This is a genomic window from Pseudarthrobacter sp. MDT1-22 (assembly GCF_054511035.1).
Map to the genome: position 1 here is coordinate 85,023 of NZ_JBTNDK010000004.1, position 11,907 is coordinate 96,929.

An 11,907-nucleotide genomic window follows, 5' to 3' on the forward strand; every position below is an offset into this window, starting at 1 on the left:
TCAGGCGCCGATCAGGCGGGCGGCCAAGTAGCCTTCCACCTTGTCCAGCGAGACGCGTTCCTGGCTCATGGAGTCGCGTTCACGGATGGTCACGGCCTGGTCCTCGAGGGTGTCGAAGTCCACGGTGATGCAGAACGGGGTGCCGATCTCATCCTGGCGGCGGTAGCGGCGGCCGATCGCGCCGGCGTCGTCGAAGTCGATGTTCCAGTTCTTGCGCAGCTGCGCGCCCAGGTCCTTGGCCTTCGGCGAGAGGTCCTCGTTGCGGCTCAACGGCAGCACCGCAGCCTTGACGGGGGCCAGGCGCGGGTCAAGGCGCAGGACGGTACGGACGTCGACGCCGCCCTTGGCGTTGGGTGCCTCGTCCTCGGTGTACGCGTCCACCAGGAACGCCATGAAGGAACGGGTCAGGCCTGCGGCCGGCTCGATCACGTACGGGGTGTAGCGCTCGTTGGTGGCCTGGTTGAAGTAGCTCAGGTCCTGGCCGGAGGCCTTGGAGTGCGTGGAGAGGTCGAAGTCGGTGCGGTTGGCGATGCCTTCGAGCTCGCCCCATTCGGAGCCCTGGAAGCCGAAGCGGTATTCGATGTCCGTGGTGCCCTTGGAGTAGTGGCTGAGCTTGTCCAGCGGGTGCTCGAAGAAGCGCAGGTTCTCTTCCCGGATGCCCAGGCCGGTGTACCAGGACATGCGCTCTTTCATCCAGTACTGGTGCCACTCTTCGTCCGTGCCGGGCTCGACGAAGAACTCCATTTCCATCTGCTCGAACTCACGGGTGCGGAAGATGAAGTTGCCCGGTGTGATCTCGTTGCGGAAGGACTTGCCGATCTGGCCGATGCCGAAGGGCGGCTTCTTGCGGGAGGTGGTCAGGACGTTGCTGAAGTTCACGAATATGCCCTGGGCCGTTTCGGGGCGCAGGTAGTGCATGCCTTCGTCGCTGGCCACCGGGCCGAGGAAGGTCTTGAGCAGGCCGGAGAACTCCTGGGGGTCGGTCCATTCGCCGCGCGTGCCGCAGTTGACGCAGGCAATGTCCTTCAGGCCGTTCTCGGCGGGGCGGCCCTTCTTTTCCTCGTACTCTTCCTCGAGGTGGTCCGCGCGGTAGCGCTTGTGGCAGGAGAGGCACTCCACGAGCGGGTCCGAGAAGACATCAACGTGGCCGGAGGCTTCCCATACCTGGCGGGGCAGGATGACGGAGGAATCCAGGCCCACCACGTCCTCGCGGCCGCGGACCATGGACTGCCACCACTGGCGCTTGATGTTTTCCTTCAGCTCGGCGCCGAGGGGTCCGTAGTCCCAGGCAGAGCGCGAGCCTCCGTAGATTTCACCGGCCTGGAACACAAAACCCCTTCGCTTGGAAAGGGAAATGACCTGGTCGAGTACGGATTTTGCTGCCATGGTGGACTCCAATTTCTACAGGGCCGCTGGGTGCGGTCCGCGGGTATCTGGCCCCGCTGCACGTGGGTGCATCACCGCTGGGTGCGGGCGGGGCGGGCGAAGGAACAAGTTGCAGAGAACTGCGTGTCCTAGCCTACCGGCCGCTGCCTCCGGAAGGCGCCCCGCGGCCACGGCAGTGTGGCCAGGATGATGGCGGCCAGCGTCAGCAGTGTGCCCAGGACGGTGGCCGGGGCCACGACGCTCCCGGGGGCCGGCACCAGGAGGTCCAGCCCCAGGGAGCCAAGGAGCTGTCCGGCGATCATGCCGAGCCCGGTCACCAGCACTCCCAGCTCCGATGCCCAGCCGGTCCACCAGCAGCCCGCTCAGGGTCTGCCCCGTCACCGCGGCCACGGTAAACAGTGCCACACCCAGGATGCCCACGGTGAAGGACGCGCGAAGACAAATAGGGCACCGATGCCGCCGGCCAGCACGTACACGGGCGGGAAAGCCCGGGTCCGGACGGCTGGCAGGATCCTGGCCAGGCCGGCGCGGCCGGATCAGGGAGATCAGGATCATCACCACCAGGTCGGTGCTGAAACCCACCACGGCCGAGGCGATGCCGTCGTTGAGCCGGACGCCGAGGGCCCCGTTGATCCGGCCCTGGACGGGAATGGCCAGTCCCGCGCCGACGGCCAGCGGGAGCCCCGCGAAGCGCGGCATCCGTGGGGTGTGGGTCATTGGATTCACCTTACGTCAGGCATTATTGCTTGTATGAGCAACCAGGACATTCAAGAGATCCCCATCCGCGACAGCATGATCCGTCTTGGCCAGCTCCTGAAGCTCGCCAGCCTGGTGGAGGACGGCGTGGAAGCCGCCGAGCTGATCAAAAATGGACTCGTCAAGGTCAACGGCGAGATCGAGGACCGCCGCGGACGCCAGCTGCACCACGGCGACACCGTCACCGTCAACGGGCAGACCGTGCAGGTTGTGGCACCGGAAGCCTGATTTAACAGGCCTGGCTCAGCCTCAGTCGGTGAGGACAGCGTAAGCGGCCGGCGGCACTGTGCCGCCGGCCGCCGTCGTACGTTTATTTGTTCAGCACCTCGTGCGTCAGGAACTCGGAGACGTGCCCGATTTCCTGCTGGTTGATGCCGTGCCACATGCCCGTGTATAGGACCTTGGTGAGCTTGACGTGCCCGCGCACCCAGCCCATGGTGTACTCGATCTTGTCGGGCGTGATCACGGGGTCCTGCTGGTCGCGGCCCCAGAAGAGCGGCACTGTACCGTCCAGTTCGCCATCCTTGAACGTGGGGTCCCCGTCCGCGTTGACCACAAAACCGGAAAGCCCGACGACGGCGGCGAAGTCAGCGGGGCGCTGCCGGAGCAGCGTGGTGGCCATCGCCATTCCCATGGAAAAGCCGAGCAGCGTCACCGTCGGGTGGTCGGCCTTGACGGTGTCAATCCAGTCCTGCACGTAACCGGCGCCAGCTTTGACGGCGTCGAGCGTGTATTCGATGGAGGCCGTCAGGGGGAACCACATAAACCCGGGGCCCGTAGCCAGGGGCGCCCGGAGCGAAGCAACTACAAAGTCTTCGGGAAGCATATCCGCCAGGCTAAGCAAGTCCTGTTCGTTGGCGCCGTAGCCGTGGAGCAGCACCAGCAGCGGCTTTCCGGTGCGCTGGTCCTCCGGCCGGGACCACAGAACAACGGGGGCGGGAAATACTTGGGCGTCAGTCATGGTTCCATTCTTACAGTTACCCGGCGGTAACTACCTACGGTGGCGTAGCTTGTGAGCAAGGAGGCAGGATAGGACCGTGAATGACACAAAAGCCATGCAGAGCCCGCCCAGGGCCACGGAAGCCCACCCCTGGAGCCGCTATGTGGCGATGGGAGATTCGTTCACCGAGGGCATCGGCGACCCGGACCCCACAAGCCCCGGCGGCTTCCGCGGCTGGGCGGACCGCGTGGCCGAGGAACTGGGCAGGGGCCAGGCGGACTTCGCCTATGCCAACCTGGCCGTCCGCGGCCGGCTGCTGCAGCAGATCGTGGACCAACAGCTCGCTCCGTGCCTGGCGCTTAAGCCGGACCTGATAACCCTTTCCGCCGGCGGCAACGATCTCATCAGGCCGGGCGGCGACCCCGACGCCCTCGCCGAAAAACTTGATTCAGTGGTCCAGATCCTGGCCACGGGCGGCGCCACGGTGGTGCTGTTCAACGGTCCGGATACCGGATCCTCGGTCCTGGGACGGATCCGCAGCAAGGTGGCCATCTACAACGAGAACCTCCGCACAGTGGCCGCCCGCCATGACGCCATCATCGCCGACATGTGGTCGCTCAAGCAGCTGAACGATCCGCAGATGTGGGACGAAGACCGCCTGCATTTTTCGCCGCTGGGACACCACACCATCGCCGCCATGGTGCTGGAATCGCTCAACGTGGACCACACGCTCGAGCCTCTCCGGCCCAAGCCCCTGCCCACCCGCACGTGGCGGACAGCCCGCTCCGAGGACCTGGTGTGGGCCCGCGAGTACTTTGTCCCGTGGGTGGTGCGGCGGCTGCGCCACCGCTCCTCCGGCGACGGAATCACCGCAAAACGCCCGACGCCGGGACCCGTGTTCGGCCCGGGCGTTCCGTTGGGTTCCGGCGAGGGGCCGCTGGGCACCACCGACGCCCGGCGCTAGCGGCGGCCCGGCGTGACCGGCGGCCCGGCGTGACCGGCGGCCCGGCGTGACCGGCGGCCCGGCGTGACCCAGGGACAGCTCCCCCGGACGGGCATGGATCCGGATGAGGTAGTGCGGCGGCGGCTTCACGCCCAACGGCTGCGCGGGCCCGGCCTGGGCGCCCCGGAGGACGCCGTCCGGCACTTGCTGGCTGTCCAGGCGCAGGAGTTTCCTTACGCCCGCTGGAGCCTGGCGCAAAGGACCGGCAGTCTTGGACCTGCCGTTGGGGCCCCGTCTCACCGGGTTGCTGCCACCTCGACTTCGGTGGCCACAGCCGCGGAGGTGGAGGAGGCGGTGTCCGACGGGCGCATCCTGCGCACCCATATCCTGCGGCCCACCTGGCATTTTGTGCACCGCGAGGACCTTCGCTGGCTGACGGCCTTGTCCGCGCCGCGGCTTCACCAGGGCAACGCGGGCATGTCCCGGCAGACCGGGATTGATGCCGCCGCCGCTGACCGGAGCGGACAGGTCCTGGCCGAAGCCGTCCGGGGCGGCTCACACCTGACCCGCGAACAGCTGGCCTCGCGGCTGCAGGACGAAGGGTTCGCGGCCACCGGCTTCCAGCTGGCCTACCTGATCATGCACGCCGAGATCAGCGGAATCCTGACCAGCGGGTCGCCAGTGCGCAGCCGGGGCGGGTCCCTGAAGCAGACCTACGCCCTTTTTGACGAGCGTGTACCTGCCGGCCCGCCCGGGCCTCCCACCCGGGCCGAAGCGCTCAGCGAGCTCGTCCGGCGCTACTTCACCAGCCGCGGTCCGGCCACCGTCAAGGACTGCGCCGATTGGTCCGGGCTCACCATGGCCGACGTGCGCCTCGGCCTCCAACAGACCCTGGCGGCTGCTCCCGAAACGCTGGCAACGTTGGTGATTGACGGCGTCGAGCATTATTTCGACGCCGGCGCGGAGGGCGGTTCGGAGGCCGGCAACGCCACGGCCGCGGCAGGACCGCGGATCGACCTGATCCAGTGCTACGACGAATACGTGATGGGCTATTCAGCAACGCGGCACTATCTGGGCGGCAGCGCTCCGGCGTTCCCGGTCGCCGGGGATCCGATGCATGTGGTGCTGCTGGACGGGCGGATGGCCGGCTGCTGGCGGCACACCATGTTCTCCGGCCGCTGTGAGCTGGATATCCGGCTGTCCGCTGCCGCGGACCGGGCCACGGAAGATGCCGTGCAGGACGCCGTGGACCGGTACGGGGCCTTCCTGGGGATCCCGGCCGCGCGTGTGGGCTCCGGGGTTAAGCTGGAAGGACACATATGAGAGGCGCTACACCGTGAACAGCTTGTTTTTCTGGATCATCATTCTGTCGTTCGTGATACCGATGGCGATGCGGATGTACCGGAAATCCGTGAACAAACGGAATCAGGAGCAGAGCTTTTCCGGCCGCTACCCCGAGCAGTTTCCAGGCGGCGGGCAGTACCCGGGCAGCGATCAGTACCCGGGGCCGCAGAACAAGCAGCCCCGTGACGGCTACACGCAGCAGGATTACATGAGTGGCGGCTTCCGGCAGATCATGAGCCCGCAGCCCCTGCCACCGAGCCAGCCGTTGCCGCCCATGCAGCCGATTCCTTCTGCGGATCAGCAGTTCCCGCCGTACGGCCAGCCGCAACCCAACGGCCAGCCGGTGCCGGAGCAGCGCGCGGAAGCACCGCAGCAGCCTGCCGCCCCCGGCATTCCCCTGCCGCCGTCGGGCCCGCAGGGATACCGTGCCCGCAAGCTGGCCGAACTCGACCAGCAGTACAGCAACGGCGAGCTGGCCATGGAGGACTACATGAAGCGCCGCTCCGACATCATGAACGGCTGATCGCTTAGTCAGCGCGAAAGGACACTTGAGGCCCTGATTCCAGGGCCTCAAGTGTCCTCTCGCGTTTAAGGGCAGGGGCTCAAGTGTCCCCTGGCGCTTAGATCAGGAACGTGTCTCGGAGCTGGACGCCGAGCTGGCCGATCTCGGTCAGGAAGCCGTCGTGGCCGATCGGGGCCTCAATAACGTGCACGTCCACGTCGCCCGGGAGGGCGTCAGCCAGCTCACGGGACTGGGACGGGAAGTACAGCCGGTCGCTGTCCACGGCAGCCACGAAGAACCTGGCGGTGGCCCGGCCCAAGGCCTCGTTCAGCGAGCCCCGCCCGCGGCAGACGTCGTGGCTCATCAGGGCGTCGGTGATGGCGATGTAGCTGTTGGCATCAAAGCGCCGCACCAGCTTTTTGCCCTGGTGGTCCAGGTAGCTTTCCACCTGGTAGCGGCCCCGCTCCCCCAGCGCTGCCGCCTGGAACGGCGACTCCGGGTGCTGGGCCGACCGTCCGAAGCGGCCATGGAATTCCTCGGCGGAGCGGTAGGTGATGTGCGCGATGCGCCGTGCCAGGGCCAGTCCGTCCTCCGGCAGCGGACCGCCGTAGTAGTCGCCGTTGTTAAAATTGCTGTCCTGGCGGATGGCGAGCGTCTGCGCCTGGGCGAATGCGATCTGTTCGGCGGTGCTGGCGGCACCGATCGAGATAACGGCGCACCGCTGAACCCGTTCCGGATAGGTGACCGCCCATTCCAGGGCCCGCGCGCCGCCCATGGAACCGCCCAGCACGGCGTACCAGCTCGGGATTCCCAGCTGGTCAGCCAGCCTGGCCTCGGCCGCGGTGGTGTCCCGCAGCGTTACCAACGGAAAGCGGGACCCCCACGGCTTGCCGTCCGGGGCATCCGAGGACGGCCCAGTGGAGCCGTAGCAGCCGCCCACGATGTTGATGGAGACCACAAAGAACCGGTCCGTGTCCACCGGCGCACCCGGCCCGGCCAGCTGTTCCCACCAGCCGGGCTCGTCGCTGTCGCCGCGCGTCACGTGTGTGCTTCCGGTCAGGGCGTGCTCAATCAGGACGGCGTTGGAGCCGTCCGCGTTGAGGGTTCCCCACGTTTCATAGCCGAGGGTGACTTCCGGGAGGTATCCGCCGGCTTCGAGCTCGAGTCCGCCGATACTGGCGTAACGGACCACACCGTTCCCGGGTTCTGCGGTACGGGAAATCGTAATCGTCATGGAAGGACCTTTTCTACGCGCTTGCCCACCGTCAATTGACCGGCAGGCCAGGTCCTCACCCGGGGCACCCCGCCGCAAAAGAGGGTTGCCGGCCAGCAAGCCGGGGCTGTCGCTGGCACTCATGACCTGCTTCGAGTGTACGAACAGCCCCGGTCTATTGCTAAGCGTGTGACTGGTTGTGACTTCGCGGGAGCCCTACTGCGGCTGGCCTGCCGCGTCTTTGTTGGGCTCCGCCGCACCCTTGGCCGCCCGGAAATGTCCACTCCTGACGCATCAGGATTCCGGTAAGGCTACCCTTAGCTGAGAGCCGGATCACAAAGTGCCAAGATGATGGCATGCGCATGGATCACGTCTCTTACGCCTGTGAACAAGATGGCCTCGTTGCCACCACCGAACGTATCTCGTCCGCCCTTGGCGTTGAAGCCGTGAAGGGTGGCGTGCACCCCCGGTTTGGAACCCGGAACATGATTATTCCCCTCGCGGGCCATAAATACCTGGAAGTCGTGGAGGTCCTGAACCACCCGGCATCGGACAAGGCTCCCTTCGGGCAGGCTGTCCGGGCCCGATCCGAAGCCGGCGGCGGCTGGATGGGCTGGTGCGTCGAGGTGGACGACCTCGCTCCGTTCGAAGACCGCCTGGGCCGTGCCGCCGTCAACGGCAACCGCAAGTTCCCGGACGGCCGCGAGCTGGTCTGGAAGCAGATCGGCATCCTGGGCCTGATCGCGGACCCTCAGGTCCCGTACATGCTCAAGTGGGAGGGTGACCCCGCCTTGCACCCGTCCAACGCCTATGAGAGCAACGTCAAGATGAGCTGCCTGACCATAGCCGGTTCCGCCGAACGCGTGACGGAATGGCTGGGCGAGCCCGTCGAGAAGCCGCTGGAGGATGTGGCCGTTGACTGGGTGGCTCCGCATGGAACCCCGGGCATCCTGTCAGTAACCTTCGAAACCGCTACCGGAGCAGTCACCATCTGATTGCACGTTCAATAGCTTCGGCCGCCATCAGCGGGTGCCAATGATGCCACCCACCGATGGCGGCCGAATCCCTTTTAAGCTGGACCTGAGCCGGACAAACCCCCTTAGCCCAGGCCCACAGCCCTGCCAAAGAGGCTGAAGCCAACGAAGGCAACGATGTCCAGCAGCGCGTGTGCGATAACCAGCGGCATCACCCGTTTGGTCTTTGTGTAGAGCCAGGCGAAGACCACACCCATCACTGCGTTGCCGATGAACGGCCCGAAGCCCTGATAAAGGTGGTAGCTGCCGCGGAGCATCGAGCTAGTGAAGATGGCCAGGGGCATGCTCCAGCCGAACTTGCCGAAGCGGTCCAGGAGGTAGCCCACCACAATGACTTCTTCCACGATGGCGTGCCGCAGCGCGGACAGGATCAGGACGGGAACCGTCCACCAGTATGAGTCGAGCGCGCTGGGGATGATGGCGGTGGTGATCCCCAGGGCACGTCCCGCTGCGTAGAGGCCCAGCGACGGGATCCCGATCAGCGCCGCGAGGCCAAAGCCCTGCAGCAGGTCACGGCCCGGCCGGGCGAAGTTGAACCCCAGCTTCCGGAAGGCGGACCAGCCTTGGGGGCTCACTCCGGCGCCGGATTGCCGCTGGTCCGTAAGGAAGTAGATGACCAGCAGCACGGGCACGAGGGCGAAAATGATGTCCAGCAGCTGGTAGGTGAGATCGAAGTATTCGCGGGGGCTCTGTGACCGGTTCAGCGTGGACGTGCCTTCGGCCAGCGGTGCATGCGTCATCTTGTCCAGCAGCTGCACCACCGAGTAGACGGCGGACTGCCCCAGGGACAGACCCAGCACAATCCAGACTTCAATCCGCAGCCGACGGCGGGAGGGAACCAACATGGTTCCATCTTGCCTGTAGTTTCTGGTTCTTCGCTGATTCGGGGGTGGCCAGCTCGCCGGGGCTGACCAAAGTGAGAGAGCGTCCGCCGAAAACGCACCAAAAGTGAGAGAGCATCCTCGGGGCGGCACCTATGCTTGGGGCTTATGAGCGCGCCAGGGAAAATCTTCATGATCCGGCACGGCCAGTCCGCGGCCAATGTCGATACGTCCATCTACAACAGGGTCCCGGACTACCGGATTCCGTTGACTCCCCTGGGCCTGGCGCAGGCCACGGCGGCCGGCGAACGGATCCGCCGCGAGCTGGACGGCCGCCAGGTCTGCGTTTATGTATCGCCGTACCTGCGGGCGCACCAGACCCTGGAGGCACTCAACCTTGGCAGCCTCACGGAACGGGTGATCGAAGAGCCACGCCTCCGTGAGCAGGACTGGGCCAATTTTCAGATCACCGGCGATATCGAGGACCAGAAGGAACTCCGCAACGCCTACGGCCATTTCTTCTACCGGTTCCGGGAAGGCGAATCCGGCTCCGACGTCTACGACCGGATCTCGTCGTTCATGGAGACGCTGTATCGCCACTGGTCTAAGCCGGACTACGCCCCCAACACCTTGCTGGTGACCCACGGGCTCACCATGCGGCTGTTCTGCATGCGCTGGTTCCACTGGTCGGTGGAGTATTTCGAATCACTCAACAACCCGGACAATGCCGCGGTGCGGACCCTTCTGCGCACCGACCTGGGCAAGTACGAACTCGATATTCCGTTCAGCCAGTGGGTGGACCGCCGGGTGGACGAGACCGTCCTGGATGCGCCGCCGATGATCTTTTAGGGGTTGTTGCTGGTCACTTAGTGCGGAGCCACGATCACTTCGGTGCCGTTGGCTTCGAACGCTGCCTTGTCCTCCGCGGAGATACCGGAGTCGGTGATCAGGCGGTTGAACGCGTAGCCGTCCATGGTGGCGAAGGCTCTGACGCCAACTTTGGAGGAGTCGGCCAGGACATAGGAAACCCGGGCCCGGCTGGCCAGCAGGGCATTCACTGACGCTTCACCCTCCCCCGTGTTGGTGGGGCCTACCTCGGGGTCGATGCCATTGACGCCGATGAAGGCGATGTCCATGACCACCTTTTGCATGATGATGTCGGTGTACGGGCCCACCAGTTCGTAGGAGCGGGGGTTCAGGATGCCGCCGGTCACCATGACTTTGATGTTGGGGCGGACAGCCAACTGCGCAGCGATATTGATGGCGTTGGTAACCACCGTCAGGGTGGGCTGGTTGGCGGGAGCGTTGAGGTCCTCCCGCGTTGCCAGGATCTGCGCGAGGGCCGTGCTGGTGGTGCCGCCGCAAAGCCCGATCACCGCGCCGGGTGAAATGAGCGCCGAAGCCGCCTGGGCAATCTGTTCCTTGGCTTCGGCGTGGTCGTCACGGTTGTACCGGCCGGGGAGGTCGTACGCCAGGGCGCCGGTGGTGGCTCCGCCCCGGGTGCGGGTCAGCAGCCGTCGCTTGGCCAGGCTGTCCAGATCACGCCGTGCCGTGGCCGGCGATACACCCAGCGTGCCCACGATTTCTTCCACCTCCACCTGGCCGGTTTTGGCGAGGATATCGAGGATGGCCGTCAAGCGGTCAGTGCGGGTCATGGGGGCCTCTCAGCGATCAAACAGTCACCAATATATGACGTTATCTGATCATAACAGGCACAAATGATCACCGCGCAATCACTAAGTGAGACTGTACTTAGCGTGCCCGCGCACCGGCCCGCCACACACCGTACGTCAGCGGCATGCCCGGGCGGTAGGCGAGGTGCGTGGCGGAGGGGGCGTTGAGCATGTGCAGGTCCGCCCGGTGCCCGACGGCGAGCGAACCCACAGCCCGTACGCCGTCGGCGTCGTGCCCTGCCTCCCGGTGCAGCGCCAGCGCGCCTCCATAGGTTCCGGCACGCACCGCTTCATGGACGCTCAGGCGCATCTGCAGCACGGCAGTCGCCACGTTAAAAGCCATGGAACTGGTGTATGAGGTACCCGGGTTGCAGTTGGAGGCCAGCGCCACCTGCACCCCGGCGTCCAACAGTTCGCGCCCCGGGGCCAGCGGCTGCCGGGTGGAAAGATCGCACGCGGGGAGGCAGGTTGCGACGGTGCCGCGGTCCCCCGTGCCGGTGTCCGGATTCCAGGCGGACCAGCTTTCCGCCAGCGCCGCCACATCACGGGCCGACAGGTAGTTCACGTGGTCCACGCTGGCTGCCCCGAGTTCCACCGCGAGCTGCACGCCGGGACCCTCGCCGAGCTGGTTGCCGTGGACGCGGATCCCCAGCCCGGCGGCCCGGCACGCCTCCAGCACACGGCGGGACTGCTCGACGTTGAAGGCTCCTTCCTCGCAGAACACGTCCGCCCACCGGACGTAGGGCCGGACGGCGTCAAGCATGGGCCCGCAGACGAGGTCGGTGTAGGCCTCCGCATCGGTGCCCGCGGGGACCAGGTGGGCGCCCAGGTAGGTGACTTCGTCTGCGACGGTGGAGGCGATCCGGGCGCTCCGGGCCTCGTGCTCAATGTCCAGCCCGTACCCGGTCTTGGTTTCGACGTAGGTGGTGCCCTGCGATACGGCCTCGGACACGCGCGCCATCGCCAGCCGGGTGAGGTCGAAATCGGAGGCCCGCCGGGTGGCGTCCATGGTTACGGCGATGCCGCCGGCCGAATACGACTCCCCTGCCATCCGCGCCTCGAACTCCGCAGTGCGGTCGCCGGCGAAGACCAGGTGCGTGTGCGAATCCACCCAGCCCGGCAGCACGGCCCGGCCGCCGGCGTCCACGGCGTCATCGGCCGCCGGCGCATCCGCGGCGGAACCGAGCCAGGCGATCCGTTCGCCCTCGATCACCACGGCGGCATTCCTAAGGACGCGGTGTTCCAGGTCCTGGGTCATCAGCTCGGCGATATTGGTGATCAGGGTGCTCATAGGT

The 11,907-nt window shown here is 66.1% G+C and carries 13 protein-coding genes, 1 pseudogene and 1 riboswitch; of the genes and pseudogenes, 6 read left to right on the plus strand and 8 right to left on the minus strand.

What is annotated here, in order from left to right:
* The 3 genes and pseudogenes from ACX80M_RS05055 to ACX80M_RS05065 form a co-directional block, all read right to left on the minus strand.
* Positions 1-1,386, minus strand: a complete 1,386-nt coding sequence (locus tag ACX80M_RS05055; protein ID WP_252599974.1) for a glycine--tRNA ligase — start codon at positions 1,384-1,386, stop codon at positions 1-3.
* Between the two features lie 128 nt (positions 1,387-1,514).
* Positions 1,515-1,703 (minus strand): hypothetical protein, encoded by a 189-nt coding sequence (locus tag ACX80M_RS05060; protein WP_459309226.1) that lies wholly within the window; start codon positions 1,701-1,703, stop codon positions 1,515-1,517.
* 76 nt (positions 1,704-1,779) lie between these two features.
* Positions 1,780-2,103, minus strand: a pseudogene (locus ACX80M_RS05065) (DMT family transporter); the annotation flags it as partial.
* A gap of 33 nt (positions 2,104-2,136) precedes the next feature.
* Here ACX80M_RS05065 and ACX80M_RS05070 point away from each other — a divergent pair.
* Entirely contained in the window at positions 2,137-2,370 is a 234-nt protein-coding gene (locus ACX80M_RS05070; protein ID WP_252607860.1) for an RNA-binding S4 domain-containing protein, read from the plus strand.
* Between the two features lie 82 nt (positions 2,371-2,452).
* Here ACX80M_RS05070 and ACX80M_RS05075 read toward each other — a convergent pair whose 3' ends face one another.
* Positions 2,453-3,103 (minus strand): alpha/beta hydrolase, encoded by a 651-nt coding sequence (locus ACX80M_RS05075; RefSeq protein ID WP_459309141.1) that lies wholly within the window; start codon positions 3,101-3,103, stop codon positions 2,453-2,455.
* Positions 3,104-3,197: 94 nt separating this feature from the next.
* Here ACX80M_RS05075 and ACX80M_RS05080 point away from each other — a divergent pair, with 94 nt between their 5' ends.
* The 3 genes from ACX80M_RS05080 to ACX80M_RS05090 all read left to right on the plus strand — a co-directional run bounded on the left by ACX80M_RS05080 (position 3,198) and on the right by ACX80M_RS05090 (position 5,892).
* Complete coding sequence (locus tag ACX80M_RS05080) at positions 3,198-4,046, plus strand: SGNH/GDSL hydrolase family protein (protein WP_252600047.1); 849 nt, start codon at positions 3,198-3,200, stop codon at positions 4,044-4,046.
* Between the two features lie 63 nt (positions 4,047-4,109).
* On the plus strand, positions 4,110-5,348 hold the full coding sequence (locus ACX80M_RS05085) for a winged helix DNA-binding domain-containing protein (protein ID WP_459309143.1): 1,239 nt from the start codon (positions 4,110-4,112) through the stop codon (positions 5,346-5,348).
* Positions 5,349-5,361: 13 nt separating this feature from the next.
* Positions 5,362-5,892 carry a hypothetical protein gene (locus ACX80M_RS05090; RefSeq protein ID WP_252599972.1) on the plus strand — a complete coding sequence of 177 codons (531 nt, stop codon included), beginning with the start codon at positions 5,362-5,364 and terminating at the stop codon, positions 5,890-5,892.
* Between the two features lie 97 nt (positions 5,893-5,989).
* On the opposite strand, the gene metX is transcribed toward ACX80M_RS05090, so the two are convergent.
* The gene (metX, locus tag ACX80M_RS05095; protein ID WP_252599971.1) at positions 5,990-7,105 is read right to left on the minus strand and encodes a homoserine O-acetyltransferase MetX; all 1,116 of its coding nucleotides are present in this window, start codon (positions 7,103-7,105) and stop codon (positions 5,990-5,992) included.
* Positions 7,106-7,117: 12 nt separating this feature from the next.
* Positions 7,118-7,232: riboswitch (SAM riboswitch) on the minus strand.
* Positions 7,233-7,440: 208 nt separating this feature from the next.
* Between metX and ACX80M_RS05100 the strand changes: the two genes are divergently transcribed.
* Positions 7,441-8,079 (plus strand): VOC family protein, encoded by a 639-nt coding sequence (locus ACX80M_RS05100; RefSeq protein WP_056348211.1) that lies wholly within the window; start codon positions 7,441-7,443, stop codon positions 8,077-8,079.
* Between the two features lie 104 nt (positions 8,080-8,183).
* Here the strand turns inward: ACX80M_RS05100 and ACX80M_RS05105 are convergent, their stop codons facing one another.
* Positions 8,184-8,963, minus strand: coding sequence for a CPBP family intramembrane glutamic endopeptidase (locus ACX80M_RS05105; RefSeq protein WP_252599970.1), 780 nt, complete (start codon positions 8,961-8,963; stop codon positions 8,184-8,186).
* A 168-nt stretch (positions 8,964-9,131) separates the two neighbouring features.
* Between ACX80M_RS05105 and ACX80M_RS05110 the strand changes: the two genes are divergently transcribed.
* The gene (locus tag ACX80M_RS05110; RefSeq protein WP_459309147.1) at positions 9,132-9,788 is read left to right on the plus strand and encodes a histidine phosphatase family protein; all 657 of its coding nucleotides are present in this window, start codon (positions 9,132-9,134) and stop codon (positions 9,786-9,788) included.
* Positions 9,789-9,805: 17 nt separating this feature from the next.
* On the opposite strand, the gene ACX80M_RS05115 is transcribed toward ACX80M_RS05110, so the two are convergent.
* Both ACX80M_RS05115 and hutI read right to left on the minus strand, forming a co-directional pair.
* A complete protein-coding gene (locus tag ACX80M_RS05115) occupies positions 9,806-10,594 on the minus strand; it encodes a DeoR/GlpR family DNA-binding transcription regulator (protein WP_252599968.1) in 789 nt (262 codons plus the stop codon).
* A gap of 97 nt (positions 10,595-10,691) precedes the next feature.
* Positions 10,692-11,903, minus strand: a complete 1,212-nt coding sequence (hutI, locus tag ACX80M_RS05120) for an imidazolonepropionase (RefSeq protein WP_459309149.1) — start codon at positions 11,901-11,903, stop codon at positions 10,692-10,694.
* Between the last annotated feature and the right edge of the window lie 4 nt (positions 11,904-11,907).